At 70.1% G+C, this 20726-nt stretch carries 19 protein-coding genes; 6 read left to right on the top strand and 13 right to left on the bottom strand.

What is annotated here, in order from left to right; genetic code table 11:
• Nucleotide 1 precedes the first annotated feature (1 nt).
• The 3 genes from OG294_RS39700 to OG294_RS39690 form a co-directional block, all read right to left on the bottom strand.
• Nucleotides 2-1039 carry a conjugal transfer protein gene (locus OG294_RS39700; protein ID WP_327071842.1) on the bottom strand — a complete coding sequence of 346 codons (1038 nt, stop codon included), beginning with the start codon at nt 1037-1039 and terminating at the stop codon, nt 2-4.
• Between the two features lie 16 nt (nt 1040-1055).
• Nucleotides 1056-1664, bottom strand: a complete 609-nt coding sequence (locus tag OG294_RS39695) for a hypothetical protein (RefSeq protein ID WP_327071841.1) — start codon at nt 1662-1664, stop codon at nt 1056-1058.
• A gap of 459 nt (nt 1665-2123) precedes the next feature.
• On the bottom strand, nt 2124-2324 hold the full coding sequence (locus tag OG294_RS39690; RefSeq protein ID WP_327071840.1) for a hypothetical protein: 201 nt from the start codon (nt 2322-2324) through the stop codon (nt 2124-2126).
• Nucleotides 2325-3007: 683 nt separating this feature from the next.
• On the opposite strand from OG294_RS39690, the gene OG294_RS39685 reads away from it, so the two are divergent.
• The gene (locus tag OG294_RS39685; protein WP_327071839.1) at nt 3008-4297 is read left to right on the top strand and encodes a replication-relaxation family protein; all 1290 of its coding nucleotides are present in this window, start codon (nt 3008-3010) and stop codon (nt 4295-4297) included.
• 354 nt (nt 4298-4651) lie between these two features.
• Here the strand turns inward: OG294_RS39685 and OG294_RS39680 are convergent, their stop codons facing one another.
• Both OG294_RS39680 and OG294_RS39675 read right to left on the bottom strand, forming a co-directional pair.
• Nucleotides 4652-4909: a hypothetical protein gene (locus tag OG294_RS39680; protein ID WP_327071838.1), complete on the bottom strand. Its 258-nt coding sequence runs from the start codon at nt 4907-4909 to the stop codon at nt 4652-4654.
• Nucleotides 4910-5028: 119 nt separating this feature from the next.
• The gene (locus OG294_RS39675) at nt 5029-5277 is read right to left on the bottom strand and encodes a hypothetical protein (protein ID WP_327071837.1); all 249 of its coding nucleotides are present in this window, start codon (nt 5275-5277) and stop codon (nt 5029-5031) included.
• 399 nt (nt 5278-5676) lie between these two features.
• Between OG294_RS39675 and OG294_RS39670 the strand changes: the two genes are divergently transcribed.
• The 4 genes from OG294_RS39670 to OG294_RS39655 all read left to right on the top strand — a co-directional run bounded on the left by OG294_RS39670 (nt 5677) and on the right by OG294_RS39655 (nt 9917).
• Nucleotides 5677-5874, top strand: a complete 198-nt coding sequence (locus OG294_RS39670) for a hypothetical protein (RefSeq protein WP_327071836.1) — start codon at nt 5677-5679, stop codon at nt 5872-5874.
• An 80-nt stretch (nt 5875-5954) separates the two neighbouring features.
• Complete coding sequence (locus tag OG294_RS39665; RefSeq protein WP_327071835.1) at nt 5955-7211, top strand: hypothetical protein; 1257 nt, start codon at nt 5955-5957, stop codon at nt 7209-7211.
• 318 nt (nt 7212-7529) lie between these two features.
• Nucleotides 7530-7901, top strand: a complete 372-nt coding sequence (locus OG294_RS39660; RefSeq protein WP_327071834.1) for a hypothetical protein — start codon at nt 7530-7532, stop codon at nt 7899-7901.
• A gap of 1737 nt (nt 7902-9638) precedes the next feature.
• Nucleotides 9639-9917 carry a hypothetical protein gene (locus OG294_RS39655; RefSeq protein ID WP_327071833.1) on the top strand — a complete coding sequence of 93 codons (279 nt, stop codon included), beginning with the start codon at nt 9639-9641 and terminating at the stop codon, nt 9915-9917.
• Between the two features lie 196 nt (nt 9918-10113).
• Here OG294_RS39655 and OG294_RS39650 read toward each other — a convergent pair whose 3' ends face one another.
• Nucleotides 10114-10722 carry a helix-turn-helix domain-containing protein gene (locus tag OG294_RS39650; RefSeq protein WP_327071832.1) on the bottom strand — a complete coding sequence of 203 codons (609 nt, stop codon included), beginning with the start codon at nt 10720-10722 and terminating at the stop codon, nt 10114-10116.
• Between the two features lie 144 nt (nt 10723-10866).
• Between OG294_RS39650 and OG294_RS39645 the strand changes: the two genes are divergently transcribed.
• The gene (locus OG294_RS39645; protein WP_327071831.1) at nt 10867-11085 is read left to right on the top strand and encodes a DUF397 domain-containing protein; all 219 of its coding nucleotides are present in this window, start codon (nt 10867-10869) and stop codon (nt 11083-11085) included.
• Between the two features lie 92 nt (nt 11086-11177).
• On the opposite strand, the gene OG294_RS39640 is transcribed toward OG294_RS39645, so the two are convergent.
• The 7 genes from OG294_RS39640 to OG294_RS39610 form a co-directional block, all read right to left on the bottom strand.
• Nucleotides 11178-13538 carry an ATP-binding protein gene (locus OG294_RS39640; RefSeq protein ID WP_327071830.1) on the bottom strand — a complete coding sequence of 787 codons (2361 nt, stop codon included), beginning with the start codon at nt 13536-13538 and terminating at the stop codon, nt 11178-11180.
• Nucleotides 13539-13588: 50 nt separating this feature from the next.
• Nucleotides 13589-14080: a hypothetical protein gene (locus tag OG294_RS39635; protein WP_327071829.1), complete on the bottom strand. Its 492-nt coding sequence runs from the start codon at nt 14078-14080 to the stop codon at nt 13589-13591.
• 464 nt (nt 14081-14544) lie between these two features.
• Nucleotides 14545-14979 (bottom strand): hypothetical protein, encoded by a 435-nt coding sequence (locus OG294_RS39630; RefSeq protein ID WP_327071828.1) that lies wholly within the window; start codon nt 14977-14979, stop codon nt 14545-14547.
• Nucleotides 14976-15485 carry a hypothetical protein gene (locus tag OG294_RS39625; protein WP_327071827.1) on the bottom strand — a complete coding sequence of 170 codons (510 nt, stop codon included), beginning with the start codon at nt 15483-15485 and terminating at the stop codon, nt 14976-14978. Before OG294_RS39625 ends, OG294_RS39630 begins: the two co-directional genes overlap by 4 nt.
• Nucleotides 15486-16082: 597 nt before the next feature.
• On the bottom strand, nt 16083-16886 hold the full coding sequence (locus OG294_RS39620; protein WP_327071826.1) for a hypothetical protein: 804 nt from the start codon (nt 16884-16886) through the stop codon (nt 16083-16085).
• 224 nt (nt 16887-17110) lie between these two features.
• Nucleotides 17111-19591 (bottom strand): DEAD/DEAH box helicase, encoded by a 2481-nt coding sequence (locus tag OG294_RS39615; RefSeq protein WP_327071825.1) that lies wholly within the window; start codon nt 19589-19591, stop codon nt 17111-17113.
• A 174-nt stretch (nt 19592-19765) separates the two neighbouring features.
• The gene (locus OG294_RS39610) at nt 19766-19972 is read right to left on the bottom strand and encodes a hypothetical protein (RefSeq protein ID WP_327071824.1); all 207 of its coding nucleotides are present in this window, start codon (nt 19970-19972) and stop codon (nt 19766-19768) included.
• Between the last annotated feature and the right edge of the window lie 754 nt (nt 19973-20726).

The following is a 20726-nucleotide window of genomic DNA, read 5'->3' as shown; positions in this document are numbered from 1 at the left end:
ATCAGGAAGCAGGGGCAGAAGGAACGGGGGAGGCAACAGCGGGGGAGGGGGCCTCGGCCGGGGCGCCGTCCAGTGCTGCGACCTCCCAGCGCCCGGCCCGCACCCGCAAGGTCAGGGCGTAGGTCAGCGGCACCCGCACGCCGTCCGCGCCGCCGGCGCGCACCTGCACCAGCACCCGCAGCTGCGTTCCGCCGGGCGGAACCACGGTCAGCGGCGAGCCGTCCTGCTCGCCCTCGACAGCGAGCTGATCGACGCTCACCTGCGTGTACGGCGCGGGGGAGACAGGGGCCAGCTGGGTGCCGGGGGACAGGTAGCGGTCCAGGCCACCGGCCCCGGTCAGGTACGCGGACAGCGCGGACGTCACGGTCTGGGCGAGCGGGTCTGCCGGCAGCGCGGGCCGCCACGGCCCGTACACCAGCGCCGGCGCCTGGACCCGCGCGGGCGCACCCACCTCGGCGGGCATCCCCAGCGCCACGTAGCCCGTCGCCCCGCCCCCCACGGGCGCGGCGGCGACCGGCACCTGGAAGTAATGCACCGACCCGGCCCCGCCCGCCGGCGTGAGGCGGGCCCCGACCGTCACCGACCACACGTCCCGGTCGGTCTGGCGAAGCCGAGCCACCACCAGCTGGTCCACGCCGAGCCGCCCCGGCGCGCCCTCCAGCCGCAGATCGGTGGCACCCGGGTAGAAGGAGGCGAGCTTGGCCTGGTCGCCGTCGCCGGCCGCGACGAAGACGGCCACGAACTGCTCGGCGAAGCCGGCCGCCCCCTGCCCGCCGGCCGCCGACGCGGGCGGTGCGGCCGGCGGGCGCACGGCTGCGGGCACCGCCGGGTGCGACGCCAGGGCCAGCGCGGCGCCGCCCAGCAGGGGGCCGAGCAGCAGCAGGCCCCGCAGCACCCAGCGCGCGGCCCCCGTGCCGAGCGCGCTCGCGCCGGTCGACATCGACCAGCCCCCGCCGCCGTCCCCGAGCGCGACGTCGCCGCCCCGGTACTCGGCATCCTCCACCGTGTCCGTCGTCCGGCGTCGAAGAAGTCCACGCATCGTCCGCACCCCCGGCTCAGGCGGCCGCGGGCGGCGTGGTGACGTAGACGCCGTCGTCCAGCCCCTCGACCTCGACGGCCATGGTGGTGTGGGCGGCGCGGGCGAGCAGCTCCCAGGCGTCGCGGGTGTACGGGTGGCGGACACCGAAGACCTGGGCCGAACGCTCCATCAGCGCACCGGCCCGGGCCGTGCACCACGGCAGCCGGCCGGCCAGGCCGTCCGATACAGCCCGGTACTCCCGCCAGTACCACTCCGGTGGGACCGAACCGGCGATCAGCACGGCCCGGGCCTGCGCCGGCGGTGGCGGGGTCTCGTCCCGGACCCGGGCCGTGCCGGGACCCTCGACCCGGCGGCGAAGCGACCGAAGCGACCGAAGCGACCGGCACACCAGCGACACCGGCCACAGCGCCACGGCGGCGGCCCAGACCGCGAGCACCACGACGCACGACAGCGGCCCGGTGCCGATCTCCCGGCGACGGATCGGCACCCGTGTACCGCTCAGTCCGGTCAGCGCCACGTACACGGCGCCCGCCGCGAGGTGGGTGATGACGCCCAGAATCACCAGGCGCTGATCGGCGCTCAGGCCGAGTGGCATGGGAACGGGAAGCAGGGACAGGTCGAGCACAGCACGCTCCTCTCGGATCTCGTGCCGCAAACTCTCCTCACACCCGCTTGCCCAAAGTCTTGCCCGGACCACGAACGGCGCAGGTCACAGGCTTGTCCATCCCTGGAAGTCCTGGGCAAGCCCCCTTAGGCAAGCCTGTGCGGGGCCTGGGCAAGCCCGGGTCCCGCCCGTGGAAGCGACCCCGCCGGCAGCGGGGCAAGCGGGGACCACCATGGGCAAGCGGGCAATCACCCGCGTGTGTCGATCGACTGGGGCCGCGGCGATGCAGCGATCGGTGAGCGCGCCCGGATGTCGCGCCAGGCCGTCCACAAGCAGCGCTGGGACGCCGATCGCCGCGCAACGGCCCGTGCCGGCAGGAAGGAGACACCTCTACCCGTGCAATAGCCGTGGGGTAGAGGTGCCGGCGGCCGGGTGGCGCCAGGCCCCGCGGCGTCGAAGAGCTCCCCTGGCTGGCGGATCTCAGTGAGTCGCTCGGGTCATCACACCGACCAGCCGTAAGATCGCTTGCCCCCACGGTGTCGAGGCGATCAGTACGCCGAACACCACGCAGGTGATCGCGGTCAGCTTCTCGTCCCCTCGACTGCGGGCCTCGGTGCGCCGTGCGAGGCGCACCAGGATGATGGCCGCGAGGAACACGGCCGCGCTGACGGAAAGCTGCATGTCCCCACCCCAGGTCCGCAGTCGGCCACGCGACAGCCCCAGCTCCACACCAGGCGCGTGATCCGACTGAGCATGCCAGAACGGACCCCCGGCCGAAGGCGAATCCGCCGATTCCGCTGAGGCTGAGTGGCTGAGTTGGCCCGCACATCTGGGCGGCGAAGATCGGCGCCCAGCCGGCGATCCGCAGTTTCGGTCAAGAGGACAAAGGCCCGCCGCTGTGCACATCCACGCAGGCCCACACTCCCGGGGTGTCGACGAACGACACGCAGACCTTGCCCCAGCTCAGCTGAATGCCGGTCCACTGGGCGACGATCTGGCCGCCCTGGCGGTGACCGGCCTGCAGCAGTCTGCACCCACTGCCAGCACTGACCAGGCATCAAGGCCGCCGCCCACCCGCAGCCCCGGCATCGGGCCGTCAAGGCTTGCCCAGCCCGCCACCAATGCCGGGGCAAGCGGTACCGTGAGCACTACCGTTACCCGCACCGTAACCCCTACCGGATCGTTCCGCGCAGACGGGCGGATCATCGCAGGTCAGGCCCCTTGCCCAGTCTGTTCCCGGGACCCAGGCAACCCTTCTGTCCGCCCGTGTAGGTGCTGGTGGACATCGGGTTGCCGGCTGGCGGCGCCGAGCGGGCCCGGCCGGGCCGGGTGACGGCATCAGGAACCGGAGACAGGAGCGGGCGTTGACGGACCAGCAGCAGCGGCTCGACGAGGACCAGCAGCATCACGACCAGGCCGCGGCCGCGCAGTCTGTGCCAGCGGCACGCTCGTGGGCGCGTTCGCGGGAGAACCCGAACGGCTCGACCGGGGCGCTGCGCGGCGATGTGCTGGCCGCGCTCGCCGTGGTGAAGGTCGCCACCGCTGACCAGTTGCAGCGCATCGTGCGCCCGAACGCGGCGGGCAACAAGGTGGTCCGGGCAGCCCTGCTCGACTTGGGCCTGCACGGCCTGACCGCGGCCGACGGCCGCACCGCCGACCGCGAGAAATTGTGGCGCCTGACCACCGCCGGCCTCGAAGCCGCTCTCGAAGTCCTCCCCACCGGGCGGGAACCGGGCCGCACTGCCCGCGGCGCCGGGCGCACCGGCGCCCCGCACACCCGGATGGTCACCGAGACCATCATCGCCGTCCTGCAAGGCGGCACCGACCCCGACGCCGGACCCGGCACCGGCACCATCACCGACTGGTCCACCGAGACCGTTCACGAGGTCGGCCCCAAGCTGCGCGCCATCACCGACGCCGTGCTGCGCGCCCCTCAGCTCGGCTATCCGGCCCTGATGTTCGAGGTGGACCGCGGCACGATGAGCCCGGAGACCGTCGCGGGCAAGTTCGAGCGCTACCGCCGCTACTACCTCAGGACCAGCAAGGGCCTGGAGGGTGGCCAGATCCCCTACTGGCAGCAGATGTACGGCCCGGCCCCCACCACGCGGTGGGAGCGCACAGCGCCCTGGCCGCCCGTCCTGCTCGTGTTCGGCGGGGCGCTGGGCCCCGTCGCCCTGGCCAACCGGATCGAGGCCGTGGAGCGGCTCTCACGCCCCTACTGGGCGCCCCAGCCCACCCGCAACGCCATCGGCACCGCGTGGGACGAGTACGACTACAACGACTACACCGATCGGATCCCGATCCTGGCCACCACCCTGGACCGCCTGCGCGCCAAGGGCCTGACCGGAGACCAGGCCTGGCACCGGTTCGGCCACCAGCAGGCCTGGCAGGACCTGGAGGCGGCGCTGGCCGACCCGGACGGCAGAGGCGCCTGGTACCAGCGCGACGAAGAACGGCGTGAGCAGCAGCGCCTGCTGGGCCAGGAACGCGAACACGAGGTGCAGCCCGCGCGCTGGCCCGACGAGCACGCCGACTCGATCCAAGCCGCCGACAGCACCCCCTGCCAGGACGGGACCGCCGCCCACACCGGACAAGAACGCCACCAGACCGAACAGCAGCAGCCCGAAAAGAAGCGCCGCCGCCTGTTTGGCTGATCACTCATCGGGAGAAGTAGCAGTTCCGCGTAGGTCGGCACAAGAAATCACTAACCTAGAAAGTCGCCCCGGTCCGGCCGGTCGGCCGCCGAGCTCGCCGCTGGCCTCCAGGCCACCACCGCGGCGGTCGACAGGGCTGTGTCCTAGCGCGTGGGGCTGTGTCTCGGTCCGTATCTGACGACCTGTTCATCCCGTTCTGTCTGTATCTCGGGCTGTATCCCGATCTCCCCGGAGTGCCCGTAAGATCCCGCTTTGTACTGTGGCGGGTTGTGTCATCTATATCCCGAAGAGGGTGTTTTCCCAGGCGAAGGTGTTTCGGCGCCTGTATCCGTGTCAAATTGTGGCGAGGTCCGCTCAGCTGTCGCTTTGGAAGGCGTCCACGACGTCCCACAAGCTGAGGTGCAGGAGGTCGGCGACCCGCTGGGCGAGTGGTGGGTCGAGCGGGCTGCCGACCTTGTGGTGGATCCGGGCCGTCTCGCAGGCCGCCCACCGTGCGGTGCTGCTGGGCGCTGCCCCGGGGTCCGGCAGCAGTGCGTCGAGCGTCTGCGCCTCGGCGGCCCGGTCGGCCAGCCACCGGCTGAAGGACGTATCCCTGGTGTACTGCGGATCCATGCGGTCTCCCTGTCCGTGTGCCCCGGGGATTACCCAGGGCGGCGACTGCTGATTCACCATCGAGGAGTGAGGGTCGAGCCCGTCGCGGCCGGCCGGCTGAGATCACCTGTCAGCGGACATCAGCGGCCGGGTGCGGCATTGTCCAGGGCGGCGACCAGGCGGGCGTGGACGTCGACGGCGGCTTCCCGGGTGACCGGGTCCGGGTCCTCCAGTTGCGCGGCGATCAGCTCGGCGGCAGCGGCCAGCACTGGCACCGGGACGGTGGCGGTGCGCAGGTGGATCATCTGGGCGGCGGCCCGCTCACCGGGTGTGGCCGCCTGGCGAGCGGTGGGGATGAGGGACTGGAGGCCGCGGGGCTGGGAGATCATCGCACCATTCTCCCGGCTCCGGCGAGGCCCTGGTGCCATGTCAGGCCCCGGCCGTGGCCCGGGCGCAGGCGACGCCCTTCACCAGCGCCTCACACAGCACCGGCGCAGCAGTCCTGCCGTGGCCAGCGTCGGCCCCGTTCGGCAACTGACGGCCCCCACCCCGGATGCTGCGCCACTCTGGGCGGTTGCCGTCGTTGACCCGGGTGCGAGCAGCACCCCGGCCGCCCGGCGCGGCCTCGGTCTGGGCCCTGGAGCCGGCGACGCCCTCCAACGGCCTGCTGGCCGTCAGGAGCCGGCCTGGGCACGACCGGCGGCGGCCCCGGACCCGCCGGCCCACCCGGATCCGCCCGCCCAGCAGGCCGCGCTCGACGCCATCAGAAGACCCCGGTCGCCGTCCTGGTGGAGTCCGCGCTCCACCTCGCCCAGGCCCTCCTGGCCCGCCGCGGCGAGGACCCGCTCCTGCGGGAGGCCGCAGCCGGCCTGGCCGCGGTCATCCCGCCCTACCTCGCCGCTGCCCGCACACCCGCACCACCGTCCACCCGGCTGCGCCCGGCACCGGAGCCGACCGTCACTGCCCTCGGCGGCCTGAGGACCTGACCAGGTGCCAGGACTGCGCCGGGGCACGATATTTCCCCCCGGGGGAGAACTGATGTTCTCCCCCGGATACGATCCCGATCATGACTTTCTCCCCGGGTGAAAATGGGACGCTGTTCGCTGCCCCGACGCCCTGCACCATGTGCGGGACACCGCTGGAGCTCAGAGGGAAGGGGCGCCGGCCGAAGTACTGCTCGAAGGCATGCTCCTCGAAGGCCGACCGCCAGCGGGAGCGCGAGCGCTTGGAAGCCGCGCTCGCGACGGCCGCCGTAGCGACCGAAAACCCCCGGGGTGAAACTCCGCTGCCCGCCGACCTCGCCGCCGACAAAGAAGCGGCCGAGCTGCTGGAATTCGGCGCGGCGCTCCGCCAGCACGACGTGCGCTTCCTGCTCCAGCTCGACCGCGCAGCCCGCCACGGCGACGCAGCCCTGGCTCGGCAAGCCCTGGACGACCTCCTGCACGTCGCCTACCTCGTGACCATTCGCCACCGCGAAGCCGCCGAGAGGCTGTTGGACAGCCGCCTCACGAAGCCGGCTGCGGCCGACGCCGCCCCCCAGAAACCCGCCATTTCTCCCCGAAGGGAAATAGAGCCCGCGCCCGGCACCGATCCAGCCGGGGCCCAGCCGGTGCCACACGCACCCCACCCGGCCCCAGCCGACAGCGAACCGCGGCTCGCTGCGCCCCGGGGAGAAACGACCGCGGCCGAGCCCGCCGACCCGGCCGCTACAGAGCCCGCCCAGGCCCACGTTCCGCCCCGGGGAGAAACCGCGCCCACCGGCACGCCCCCCGCCGCCACACCTGTAACTCCCCGGGGAGAAATCCTCACCCCAGCTGGCGATCCGCAGGCGCCCCGCGGCCCAGCCGGCCACCTCGTCCACCAGGCCGCGCTCCTCACCACCACGGTCGCTGCCCCCATGGCCCCGAACCCACCCACCCGGACCGCCACGGTGCTCGCCGACGCCCCCAGACCGGACGGCTTGCCGGACACCGACGTGCACCAGGACCGGGACTACGCCGACGGCCCGGACCTCGCGCTGGGCCGGGCCACCGGCTGGATGCCGCCTACCGAACGCGGCCTCGGTACACCCCAGCGCTCCTACACCCTCGGCCAGGGCCTGGTCCACCTCACCTGGCCCCACCACCCGAGCATCCAAGCCCTCGAGCAATACGGACGCCCCGCCGGGTGGATCGAGGCGCACGACGGCCAGGGCGCCTGGATCGCCTTCATCGCCGGCCACCCCGTCGTGGACGCCGCCGACGACCAGCCACTGCTCTCCGCCAACCCCACCGACGCCCTCACCCTCCTGCGCCTTGCACTCGCGCAGCGCCTGGCACCGTAGCGGGCCGGAACCTGCTGCTACGGAGGCTGACTCTCCCCGCGCGGCAGGGGCCGGGACGGTGGCAGCCACCGGCTGGGCAAGCCCGCCACCGATCCGGGCAAGCCTGCCGTGAGCTGGGCAAGCCCCTCGCGTAGCCCACTGGGCAAGCCTGGTCCACGGTGTGACTGCGATCGATACTTTGCGAATGTGAGCTGTAGTTTGCGAGTGGCGGTCCGGGTGTCGGTCGAGTCACGTTGAGTAGTGGCCATGTGCAGTCTCTGGCGGTGCTGGGGCGTGTGGCCGTGGTGCTGTGGTCGGGTGGGTTCTTCGGCTGGGGCTTTGATCGGGTCCGATGTGTGCGGTGTCCTGGACAGGGACACCACACTCGCCCGCCGCGCAATCGTCCAGCAATCCCTGCGCAGGCGCCCCCAGCCGCGCAACCCGTCCACAGCCTGGACACGGCGCCAGGTCATCCCCTCGCTCCTCGAACTCAACATCGAACGACGCCACGGTTTCGCCCCCGAGAACATCCCCCAGGAACTACCCGACCAGTGGTTCCGGATCTTCTGGACGGACGCGGACTGCCCGTTCCCACCCCACTCGCGTAGGTTCCGGCGTACGGCCGCGATCTTGCTCGCCCAGGCCGCCGCCGGCGACATGAACGCCCAGCAAGCAGCCGAGTTCCTCGGGTTCCCACCCGGCACCGACTGATCGGTTCTGGTGGTGCTGCGGCCCGGTGGCGCGAAGGGCGGGCGGAAGCAGGGGGGCGAGGCTGGGCTCGCTGCCTGTGACCTGTGACCAGATGAGTGCGGAGAGGGCCTCGTGTAGTTGGTCTGCCGGGGCTGTTGGCTTTCGGTTGTTGGCCGTGACGAAGCGCTCGACGAGTTTGGCGAACTCGTCGTCACTGAGGTGCCAGGACTCGTGTTGCCGACGGCGCTGCCGGTAGTCGTCGTGGTCCGCCGCGGGGATGGCGGCGAGGTGGTCGGCGAGTCGGTGAAGGCTTTCGCGAAGTTCGTCCGTGCGCTCGCCAGAACCGGCGGGTACCGGCTGCTGCTTCGGGGCGGTCAGCAACCATCCACCTCGCCAACCGGCTCAGACGAGACAAGCCCCGCTCGCCCTACTCGGTCCTCCTGCCAGCACTGGCCCGCCATGCCGACAAACTGCTGACAGCCTGGCACCAGACGAACCCGTCACGGTGACAAAGCACGCTCGGCTCGGTATCTGTCACCTCACCCACCGGCTCAGCTGGAGCGCGATGCCTCCCCGGCCTCTAGGCTGCCCGGATGCGCTACTCCGGTCGGGGTCCACTCGCTGGCCAGCATCCAGCACCAGTTCCTCAGCGGGATCCGGTGGACCCGCGCGGATCCCTTCGAGATGCCGGCCGCGGTCAGGTATCGGTCCATCGCAGCGGGGCACGTTGCCGGTCCGGCAGCAAGGGGCACGACACGGGCGCGCGGAAGCCGAAGCACGCCCCCGCTCTCCGGCGCGGCCGCCTGTTCGATCACCACTCTGGCCCACCCCTTCACCACTGTCGCGGTAAATGTGTACACCTCACCTCCCCGGTCGAACGTACGAGGCCATCGTGGGGGTGCTGGTCGGAGCTTTGGGGCTCTGTCGCGGTAAATCCGGTATTTACCGCGACAGCAGTCTGATGGGCCGCCAGGTGAGAAACGAAGTGGCCGCACCGCATCGATGGTCAGACTGTTTTGATCCCAGAAATCTGATCACCGAGCATTGCAATCGTCACCCTGAGATATATGTCCTCCTGCCGTAGCTATGCGAGTATCAGGCCAGGTACGCCGTCGCCCACCTGGGCTGCGGTCAAGGTGCTCAGATTGCTGTTATCTGGCCACAGCACTGGTGGGAGAAGAGCTACTGGAGCGCGATGCCTGGTCAGGGTCAGACAAGCGGACGGTGTCAACTGTGAGGCTTTCACTATCCATATCGCGAACTAGGATATATCCCGGATTTCCAAACTGGTCAGTATAGCAATACAAATTTCCGGGACTGGCATAGGCCCAGCTCATGGGGGTGTCTTTGACTGAATTCTTGCAATCATCTGCAGTGGGGAGTTCGCGGCCCTCATAGCGCGTGATTCTCGAATTTGATGAGATGAGTTCAAATAAAAACATTCCGCCGCTGACGGAAATTCCAGTTGCCTCAGATCTAGCCGCCACGGGCGGCATTTGCGAAAAGTCGTATCCGAATTGTGGGCCCCCGTGACTGTGGCTTAGCATCCTGAACCCGAGTCCTGGCGCGTTCGCGGTCGCTGCCCGGCTTGCAGTTGGCGACGCGGGCCCGGTTTGCAGTGGGACGGCTGCCGCCGGGCTTGTCGATGGTTCGGCACTTCGGGCGTTCAGTGGCACGACCGCAGACTGACTGGCGGGTAGAGCGGCTCCTGGCTGGCTGGCGTGTGACGTGTCGGGTCGGGCAAGTACGGTCCCGCCAATGCTGGCTCCGCTGACGAAGACGGCAGCTGCGATTCCTGCGATCATCGGATGCCTGGCCGCAGTGGCAAGCAGCGGGCCGAAGAAGGGTATCGAGAACTTGAAGTTCGTCTTCTTCTGCGCGTTCGCAACGATCGAGTGGTCACCGGTGGCAATCGATGTCGCCGAGGAATCCTCTGATGCTATAGCCGGCAGGTATGCGGGCTTCGAGGGGTACGTGTTGTTCTGGGTGTTATTGTTTCCCACCTGCGCGCCCCGGGCATTCTTCATGTCCACTTGATATCCTCCATCGTTATTCGTAGATCAACGGAATGGTGATCGAGGTTGATCATTTGCACTGCCAGAAGCGATCCCCAGGCGGGCGAAGCCACTCGATTGCAGGATCGGGAGACCAAAGTTGATCGGCCGTGACCTGCCGCTGCGGTACTCGGATGTCCCAGGCAGGAGCCGACACTGCTCGCGATCGCGACGGGTTGTCAGAACGTGTTGTGCTGGGTGTTGTTGTCGCCGACCTGCACGCCCTTAGCCTCACGCAGGTCCACCTCGTGCCCAGGGCCGGCTGTTGAGCAGTCGCCGGCCTCGGCTTGCGGCGCGGCGTTGGACGTGAGCGGCGTATCGGGAGAGATGGTTGGCTGCCCGAGTGCCAGTGGCGGGTGAACGGGCGGCAGTGAGCGTGGTGGGCGGGTGAGGATCCGGGCCCTGGCGTAGTCGAGCCAGCGGCGCCAGAAGATGTCGGCGGCGTCCAGTGCCTGGTCGGCACGGCGGGCGAACTCCTCAGTGGGGGCGAGGCGTTGGGACTCGATGTGGCTAACGTAGGACGGGTCGAAGCCCATCGCCTTCGCCAGCGCCCGGATCGACAACCCGCGGTCGGCGCGCCGGTAGGTCAGTTCGGCGGCGAACGCCGCCGCGGCCGCCGCCAGTGGATCTACGCCCCCGGCGGGCACCGCGTCCGGGGCGCCGAACGGCGTTTCACGGCCGTCGACGGGTTCTGGCTCGTGGCCGAGGGTGATACCCGGCTCGCCTCGCTGGCGGATGCGGATCTGGTCTTTGCGCTGGTCGTGGTTCCTGTCGCTGTGCTCGTCCACGCAAGTCCCCCTGCCCGGGGTCGACTGAGTCATGAGTGAACCGTGAGTGACCAAGGATCACCCTGACGTCACGATACTCCTCAGCGGTGCGCTTGCTCCGGCGGTCGCGAAAAGAGAGCGGCCAACGTCGGGAGGACGACCGGGATGACGATCGCCCAGACCTTCCCCCAGGACGGTGGGGACTGGTTCAAGAGCAGCTTCTGCAAGGGGGGGAGCAACTGCGTCGAGGTCCGGTTCGTGGGCGGCATCGCACTGGTGCGCAACAGTCGGGAGGAGGAGGGGCCGGTGCTGGTGTTCACCCGCGGCGAGTGGGAGGCGTTCGAACTCGGCATGTTCAGCGGCGAGTTCGCGATGCCCTTTTAGGTAGTGGCGCAACCCGATCAGCGGGTTCCTGGAGCCCGCCTCTCCCAAGGAGGGGCGGGCCTCGCCGTGCCCGACCCCGATCTGGCGGTCAGTCAGTGCGGCGGGCGCAGGCTCTCGCGCAGAGCGTCGGCCCGCGGGTCGGTGTACGAGGCGAGCAGTGCTTCGGCCTCGGCGCGGGTGGCCAGTGCCCGCTCGGCCTGCCCGGCTCGTTCCAGTGCGTGGCTCAGGTGGGCCAGAGCCGTGGCGACGGTGACGGGGTTGGCGTGCCGACGGGCGAGGGCGACTGCCGTCCTGTAGAAGTCCGCGGCCTCGCCGACGCGGTCGAGATCCTGCAAGGCCTGTCCGATTCCGTCGTAGATCAGCGCCTCGTACCGCTTGGTGCCCGTGAGCCGGGCGAGGCTCACGCACTGCTGGTAGGTCTCCAGGGCCTGCTCGCTCTCGCCGCGGGCCAGGGCCAGGGCTGCTTGTTCGCGCAGCATTGCGAGTTCCAGCGAGCGATACATCACGCCGTCGGCGAGGATGCCGGCAGCCGTGTTCAGGTGCTGCTCGGCCTGTGAGAGCTGACCGGTCTCCCGGAAGGCGCGGGCGAGGCTGAGAAGTGGGTCGAGGTGCTGCCACGGTTCGATGCCGGCACTTCGGCATAGGGCCAAGGCCTGCCCGGCGAGTTCGGCCGATCGTTCGAGCCGGCCCATCTCGGCGTAGGCTGCGGCCAGGTTGTCCAGTGCGAGGGCGCACCAGCCCTGTTGGCCTTGTTCGCGGGCCAGCGCGAGGGTCTGCTCGAAGTACTCGATGGCTTGGTCAAGTTCGCGCTGCCCCATGTGGGCTTGGCCTAGGTCGTTGGTGGCCTCCAGCAGGCCGAGTTGCTCGCCGAGCTCGCGTTGGAGCTTAAAGGCCGCGCGGAAGCACTCGGTGGCCAGCTCCAGGTGGCCGCTCGTGCGGTGGGCGTAGCCCAGGATCTGCTGCATCGCCGCCTCGGCTCGGCGGTCGCCCAGGTGTCGCGCTGCGGCGAGCCCGAGCTCAGCTGTCTCCAGTTGGTCGTCCAGTGCGCTGTGCGCGTCGTGCAGCGGGTCCAGCGCCGCGGGCAGTTGCCAGGTGATCTCGTCTAGGCCAGCGGCGGCCGTGGCCCGCGCGAGGGCCAGCAGGTTGGCCCGCTCAGTGGTGTACCAGTGCGTCGCCTGCGCGTAGTCGGAGAAGATGAGCGGCTCGATCGCGGGGTCGGTCGGCCCGGTGAGCTTCGAGGAGAAGCGAGTCTGGGCGGTGCCGGCAGCGGCATCCGCAGTGTGCAGGTACCAGTGGGCGAGGCAGGTCAGGGCCGCGTGCTGCTGTTCGGGGTTCTCGTCCTGGTGGGCCTGGTCCGCGGCGTAGGCGCGCAGCAGGTCGTGGAACTGGTAGCGGGTGGGGCCGGTCTGCTCCAGCAGGTGGGCGCCGGCCAGCAGGTCGAGGTGGTTGCGGGCCTGGCGCAGGGTGTGGCCGGTGAGGGCGGCGGCCGCGGCGGTGCTGAACTCGGGTCCGGGGTGTAGACCCAGGAGACGGAAGACGCGTGCGGCGGGTGCGGGCAGGGCGCGGTAGGACCAGGCAAAGACCGAGCGCACCGCGTCTGCCTCCGCGTCGTCGTCGGCGGTCAGGGCGTCCCACAGGGAGGATTCCCCGCGCAGGTCGGCGATCAGGTCGGTCAGGGGCATGTGGGGGCGGGCGGCGGCGCGCTCGGCCGCGATCCGCAGCGCCAGCGGCAGGCGGGCGCACAGGCGGGCGAGTTCGGCCAGTTGGGCGGGCTCGTCGCGGTGGCGGTAGCCGGCGGTGGCGACGGTGAGCAGGTCGACGGCTTCGGTCTGGGTAAGCAGGCCCAGGGTGAGGCGGTGGGCGCCGTCGCGGGCGGACAGGCCGGACAGGCGTCCGCGGCTGGTGGCCACCACTAGGCAACCGGCGTCGCCCGGCAGCAGGGGGCGGACCTGGCCGACGGTTGCGGCGTTGTCCAGCACCACCAGGACCCGGCGCTCGGCCAGCAATGAGCGGTACAGCTCTGCGCGTTCCTCCCCGTCGGTGGGGATCGCGTCTGCCGCGATGCCCAGGGCGTGCAGGAAGCGCTCCAGCGCGGCCTCGGGGGCAACCGGCGGGCCCGGGTCGTAGCCGCGCAGGTTGACGAACAGCTGCCCGTCGGGGAAGCGTGCGCGCACCGTGTGTGCGAAGCGCACCGCGAGTGAGGTCTTGCCCGCTCCGGCGGTGCCCGCCACCACCACCAGCCGTACACCGCTGCCCGGTACGGCGGCCTCCAGCGCCTCCAGCTGCTGAAGCTCCTGCCCGCGTCCCACGAAGCCGGGCACGTCGCCGGGCAGCTGACGCGGCACCAGCACCTCGGGCCCATGCGCCGGCCAGGCATCCGATGCCAGGGATGCTGCGTGGTAGTGGACGACCTGCTGGGCGTGGCCGACGGCAAAGCCGCCATGCTCGGCCAAGACGGCCGGGTGAACGGCGGCGGATTGGGGCGGTGTGGCGCCGGGTGCGCTCAGCCCTGGGGCGGACCCGGCTGGGAAGGGTTTCCCAGCGTCACATCCCCCACCCGAAGGGCGGCCACCGACCCGTGATCGGCCCGCACGTCCACGCTCCCGCCCACCGCCACGCCGTGGTCGCCCGCAGTCACCCCGCCGCTGGCGGCCTGCTCCTGGACCAGGGCGCGCAACTCGCCCGCCACCCGCTCACGCTCCACGCCAGCCAGGTCCTCGAGCAGGCTCTCGAACCTGGTCTGCCACGAGGCCTCCTGACGCAGCCGCACCCGCTCGGCCTGCGACGACTCCGTTGCCTGCAGCGCGCCAGCCGTGCGGTCCAGCCGCTCCAGCTCCACGAGCTCGCGCTCACCGTCCCCACGACCCAGCAACCGGGCCACCCGCGCCCGCAGCCCCTCCCACGCCTGCGTCCCCGCCGCCTGGACCACAGCCGTTCCACCCGCCGTGGCCAACGCCACCAGCGCGTCCTCCAGCATCCCCGCCCCCAAGGTCACGTCCGATGCGCTACCCCTTCGACCATAGCCCCGCCGCGGCGCCCCGTGGGGCGACTCCGCGAACACACCGCGACCGAGTGAGAGCCCGTGGCCTTTGACAGTCGGTGTCCTGACTGACAGTCGACCGGTCGAACAGTTCCTCGCCCTCACTGGTGATGCCCATGCTCCGGGAGTCCGCAGGTCGGCCGTCGAGCAAACTGCTGACGACTACTACCGCGACAGATCGATGTCACAGAGAGTTACTGTAGCCGAACAGCTCCTCGCAAAGTAACGCTCGCAACGGCTCGCGAACTATTAGTCGCAACCCCAGGTCACACAAGCCAGACTCGCAAAGTATCCGTTCAAGTCATACACGGTGGGCAAGCCCCCCACCGCGCTCCGGCCGCGTCCGGCACGTCACCGGCTCCCGTACCGTGTTGGAGCTGTGACGGTGGCGGGGTCTGTGGTCCGGCCCCGCCGCCGATTCACGCATCGCTCTGCGGCGGCGTAGGGCGCTGTCGGTCGGTGGTGAAGTCCCAGTCCGGGCGACCGCTGGAGCGGCGGACGAAGTCCCGCAGCTCCACCAGGGTGCGGGCCGACAGAATGCCCTCGGTGCGCTGCCACATCGTGGCCTGGTCGGCGGTGCGGGCGGTCAGCACGTGGATCGCCAACTCAATCTTCAGATAGCGCAGGAACGCCTCGTCCACCGCGCCCTCGAACCTGAACGCGCGATCGGTGGCCCGGCGCAGCCGCCTGAGGGACCGCTCGTGACGGTGCCGCCTCCACCACCCAGCGTCCTCACCCGGCACAGGCCGCCTCTCCTGCAGGCAGCGGACGAGCTGGTCGACGGCGTACTTGCGGACCAGGTCATCCGGCGCCGACGCCGTCTCAGTTCTGGCCTCCGCCTCCGCCTGGCTCACGCCCGCACCTCGGAGGTGGCTGGCTGCGCCATGGTGGCGATGGCGAGGGCCTGGTCGATGGCCTCGCACAGCAGCGCCAGGTCGCCGGCGAGGTCATTGAGGACGACCCGCGGAGCGGACGCGGCACTGAAGCCGACCGCGAGCAGCGCGATGCGCTCGGCTGCGGTCAGCTCCGGGCGGTGCTCGGCCAGGACGCTGCCACACAGTACATAGGCGTCCAGGGTGTAACGCAGCTCCTCCGTCAGTTCGCCCTCACTGCCGGGGATGATCTCGCGGCGCAGCACCTGCTCGACGGCATCGGCGTACCGCTCCAGGATCCGCCGGTTGTCCGCGTGCTGCTGACGGGCGGCGAGGGTGCGGATCCAGTCGGCGGCGTGCTGGCCGGTGACAGCGGCCTGGGCGAGGGCGTCGCGCTCGGCTGCGCTCAGAGCGTCGTCCGGCTCCTGTTGCTCGGGCTCGGCCTGGTCGGGCCTGCCGGCCGCAGCCGGAAGGCGGGAGATCGTCATACCGGGTGAACAGAGCTCGCCTCGGATCGGTCACGGGCGCCGGCGGTGCGAAGAAGGCGCACCGCACCGGTGCGGTGCTCGGTGAGAACGTGCGTGGCGTCGGTGAGTTTCGCGCCCGAGGCGAACAGCAATTCGTCGGCTGGGGCGCACCCGGGGCCTGGTTCACGCCGTTGCCGCGCCGCCTGGGCAAGCCCTACGACGGTCCCGGGCAAGCCCTCGACGAGCAGCGGGCAAGCCGCCGGCCACGGCCTTCACCGGCATCTCTGTGCCGGGCAAGCCGCATTAAGCTTGTGATTTATGCACCGGGCTCGAACAAGCGGCCTCGGTGATCACTCGTCCGGGTGTTCACGGGACGCGGGAGCGGCCTTCGCGTAATCCTGAACTCGACCAAGAGAAACCGGACTTGACGCGAAGGCCGTACTCGTGATTGTGGTGGAACAGGGCGTGCAGCGCGGCTGTCGCGGGGGCTGTCGCGATCCCCTGTCGCATTGGGAGCTGTCGCGCCCTGTGACCTGCGCGGATGGGCGCTTACCCGCGTGTGAGGTTGGGCGCGACAGCTGCGCGCGACAGTGGCCGTCGCGGTGCGTGCCGAGCTGTCTAAGCACCCAAGTGCTTTAGAAAGTCGGCGACGAACTTTTCGACTTCTGGCTTTTGGGTGCTGTCCCGTACGTCCAGGCGGTCAATGTGCTTCACGCCGGCGTTGCGAAGCAGCCGCTCCCTGCTGGCGTCATCTGAACGGCGGCCCTTGTGGTGGGGCCCATCGATCTCGATGATCCCTGCGCGCCCACGGTAGGTGATGAGCAGGTCCGGCTCGTAGGTGTGCCCAAGCACCCTCATCGCCGCAAGCGGCAAGATCCCCAGCGTCTCGTTGTCAGGGAGCGCTTCCTGCTGCTCCTTGAGCACCTGATAGACCCTCTGCTCCCACTCGTTCGAGAAATGCAATGCATCCTCGATCGGGTGCTGAGGCTCGATCCTGACCCGGCGCGCGTGGTTGGACTGCCGACCGCTCTGAGCCGCCTTCAGATCCGCCCGCCAGTCAGCACTCACGGGAGGGATCAGCGGCCGGACCCGGACACGCTGAATGGCCTCCCCACCGCGTTCCACGACGGCACCCATGGCGGTCCGGATCTGGTCTAGCAGCTCCTCAGTGAACCGGTCACCCAGGAGCTGCTCGACATCGAAGACGGCTTCGAGCTGTGTGATGTTCCAGTCCTCACCCAGGTAGTCCAGGTCCAAGGAGGTCACTTCGGCCAACAGACCCGAGGCATCTGTATGTCCGCGTTCGTGCAACATGATGGCCGTGGCCCCGAGAATCCGCTCACACTTGAGACGATGAAGCTCGACGTCGCTCATCCCTTCCGCCGAGCTCAACATGTCATCCAGCGACCGCTGTTCACTCATGCGGATAATCATCCCACCAGGTTCCGACGTTTTCCGGTGCCATGCGCGAGCTTTCGCACCTGCCGGTGGCTCAGGCACCGCCCCGCCTGGGACCCGGCTGCAACACAGGGGTGCAACGCAGCCGTGTTGCGCCCCTGGCCTGGGCCTTTGCCACCTCTGGAGGGCAGCCGGGCCGTGTTGCAGTGGGCGTGTTGCACCCTGAACGGCCCGGCCCCGGCGCCCGCCTACTCCCAGCGCATGCCCAGCTCGGTGAGCCGTGCGGCGCGTTCGGCGGGGATGTCGGCACGCCTGGTGCGGCTGTTGGCGATGAACAGGCCCAGGCTGATCAGCACGGTGGCGCCGTCGTCGGTGCCGTCGTCCACGACCAGGGGCTCCTTGTGCTTGCGAGGCACATTCAGGTGCCCCTCGCGGACCCGGTACTGGGCGGCGGCCGCGAGGTTGCGAGCCTCCTTCTCCGCGTGCGAGACCTTCCCCGCTGGCTTCTGCTCGGCGGTCAGCGGCGCGATCCCGAGGACGTGCTCCAGCACCCACTGCTGGGCCGGGCCGAGCTTGTCCCAGCCGACCTGCTGCGCCCGGGCCCACCCGGCCAGGTCCTCGCCCTGGACGACGACGCTGCCCGGCGCGGCACCGGCGAGCGTGCCGCCGTCCTTGACGTGACGCCAGGCCAGGGCGAAGCAGCGCTGCCACTCCACCGACCAGGCCGGGCACCACGCCGGGTCGATCTCATCGAGTGCGGCCTTGCGGTCAGCGGTCAGCGCCCCCGTCCAGTCCAGGCCGGTCTCTCCGGCCTCGGCCCGGCGCTGGAGGGCTTCGGTGCGCCGCTGGGCGGTGCGCAGGTTCTTCATGATGGTCCCGACCGGCCGGCCGTTCCACACGGCCTCATTGGGGGGGCAGGCGTGCCCGTGCTCGGCCGCGTACCCGGCGACCGCGGCCAGGTTGTCGGTGAACGCCGAGTCGAATGCGGACCAGACGAACCCGAGCGCGTTCAGCTCCGTCACCCGCTCGTCGTCGAGGACTCCGGCGGCCTTGTAGCGGCGCTGGTCGGCCACCCACGCCCCGAGCCGGTGCCCGGACGGCGCGACGTAGGCGTAGGCGACCTTCACGTCCCCGAACGCCTTCTTGTAGGCGAGCAGTTCCTCCAGGCCCCGCCGGAACTCGGCCCGCTCCGGCTCCAGCACCCGGGTCCGCACGAACGCCGCGATCAGCGCCGGGTCGCGCTGGGTGGAGAACTGCAGCAGCTGCTCCCCGGCTTCGCCTGAGCGGCGCTCGTCCGGGTCGCCGGCGTGCCTCGGCTCCCGGGGAGGCCGGGTCTCGGACTGCGGCATCGCCAGGCGCTCCACGGCGGCGGAGTCGTGCGAGCGCAGCGCCATCAACAGCTTGGCGAGCCCGTCGAACGCCTTCGAACTGAGCAGCTCCGCGCCGCTCTCCCCGGGCCCCAGGATGACCGGCACGACGATGGTGGCGACCTTCCCGCTGCCGGGGTGCATCCGCAGCGCCCGGCCGACGGCCTGCACCAGGTCGACCATCGAGCCGCGCACGTCCGCAAAGAAGACCGAGTCGCAGTCGAACGTATCGACGCCCTCGCTCAAGACCTTGACCGAGGAGAGCACGTAGCGCAGCAGCCGCAGCCCGTCGTCGGCGAGCAGCGAGGAGAAGTCGCCGAGTGCCTTGCGCCGCTCGGCGGTGGTGTGCTCGGACTCCAGCCAGCTCGTGCCGATCAGCTCCGGGGCCGCGTGCAGCGCCGGGTCCTGCTCCCACAGCACCTTCGCCACATCCCGGAGCCCGGTGCTGAGCGCCCGCGCCTCCGCAACCATGAGATGGAACGACAGCACCCGGGCCAGGTCCCACTCGGCGGCAGCGGTCAGCAGAGCCGTCTGCAGGGCCGCCAGCCGCGCGCCCCGGTACTCCACGGACATCTCGTGCGCACCGCGCTGCTCCAGGCCCTGGAGGACCGGGTCCGAGACGTCGACGCAGACGATGCGGTAGGGGGCGATCACGCCGTCGGAGATCGCCTGCCCGAGCGGATAGTCATGGGCGATGGGGCCGAAGGCGGACAGGCTCTCGTCGTCCATGCTCGCGATCAGCTCGGCCGACCCAATGTCGGCCGCCGCCGCCCGCTCCCGATCCCGCTCCTTGACGGCCCACAGCCTTGGCGTGGCCGTCATGAACAGCCGCCGGTCACAGGGGATCCGGGTGTTGTCGAGGATCGCCGCCCACGGCCGACCAGCTTGGCCACTGACCCTGTGGGCTTCGTCCACGATCGCGAGCGAGAACGGCTCCAAGCCCTCCTGGTGCGCCTTCTCCAAGTGGCCGAGGCCCAGGCTGGCGTATGTGGCGAACACCGTCACCCGCTCCGGCCCGGCCGTCCAGCGGATCAACTCCACCGGATCGGTGGTGCACGCGATCCCCGGCTGCTCGCTGCCCTTGAGGGAGCAGAGCCCCACCATCCGCCCGCCGTGCCCCTCCCGCTTCCACACCTGGACCGTCTGCTGCAGCAGCGGCAACGACGGCACCAGCACCAGCGTCCGCTCCGAGCGCAGCCGCCCGGCCACGTGCACGGCCGTCAGCGACTTGCCCGAGCCCGTCGCGGCCCGGACCTGACACCGCAGCCCCTCCGGCGGCACCAGACCCGATGCCGGAAGCGTCAGAAGTCGTACCGAAGCGTCACACGCCTCTTCCTGATTAGGACGAAGCTTCTTAGACATGACGGGCAATTCCTTCCAGCTGGAATTCTGGTGGCCGGGGAGTAGGACCAGTACGGGATATTTCATCTATTCACGGCGAAAGGGAAATCCGGTACCCGCTCCGGATCCACCTCCAATCAGCCGCCACCGTCACCAAGCGCCGCTCCGCCTCGACCGCCAGCTGCTGTCCGGCCTCTACCTGGCGGGTGCGGCGAAGCCGCCGTGTTTCCTCCCGCTGCGCCGCTGCAAGGTCCTGGTACTCTGGGCCTGCTCGTCGTAGGCAGCCAGCCCCTCGGCGCGGACGAGCTCGGCAATTCGCTCCCACTCGTCGGCCTCCTCCTGCGCCAAGGCGCCGTAGTCCAGCAGACTGGTCTCCCGCTGCCACCAGCGAGCCTGTCCCACCTGGTTGGCGAGATACTTCGGAGATTTTTTGGACCTTACGGTGTATAGCGGATCGAGCGCGATGGAATCCGTAGGATATTTTATCCACCGTATTTATCCTCTACTGAAACCGTGCATTCCAGCGAGCTGAAGGCTTTACCAAAGCCCATCTGACAGCACAGAGTCTAGCGGGCTGTTATCTTTGATGCACAAGGAACGGGCGAAGCCCGCCTATCCACCACCCCAATGAGTGACCCCAGCCCATGACAACCCATCACCCACCCCCAAGCACGAAGCGCCCCACCCCAGTCAGCCCGGGCGAAGCCCGGCATCCACTCCCGCCCTCCACCCTGACACTCAACCAACTTCGCGGCGAAGCGCGGAGTTGACTTACCGCTACCCAGAGGTGCGCAGTGCCCGCCTCTCCTTTCCGATCGGGCGCAGCCCGATCCGGCCGGCGCAGCCGGCCCCGCCCGCACGCAGTGCGGGCCAACCCCCGCCCGGGCCTCACTTGTCCAGGGGCCGCAAGCCCCCGTACTTCACAACCACCTCAGAAGTGAAGCGAAGCAACTGACCCACCATCAGGGGCGCGCAGCGCCCCGCCCCACCGATCGGGCAAAGCCCGATCCGCCGGCGAAGCCGGCCGCCCGTACGCAGTGCGGGCCAGCCACGGGCGGAGCCCGTGGCCCCCGGCCGAAGGCCGGGGCAGTTTTGGCGGCGAAGCCCGCGCAGCGCCGAAGGCGCAAGCAACCCGGGCCGAAGGCCCGTGGTTACC

This window comes from Kitasatospora sp. NBC_01302 (assembly GCF_035976515.1).
In the GTDB taxonomy this organism is placed as follows: domain Bacteria; phylum Actinomycetota; class Actinomycetes; order Streptomycetales; family Streptomycetaceae; genus Kitasatospora.
The sequence above is the reverse complement of the archived record's forward strand: the minus strand, read 5'-3'. Positions and strand labels throughout refer to the sequence as shown.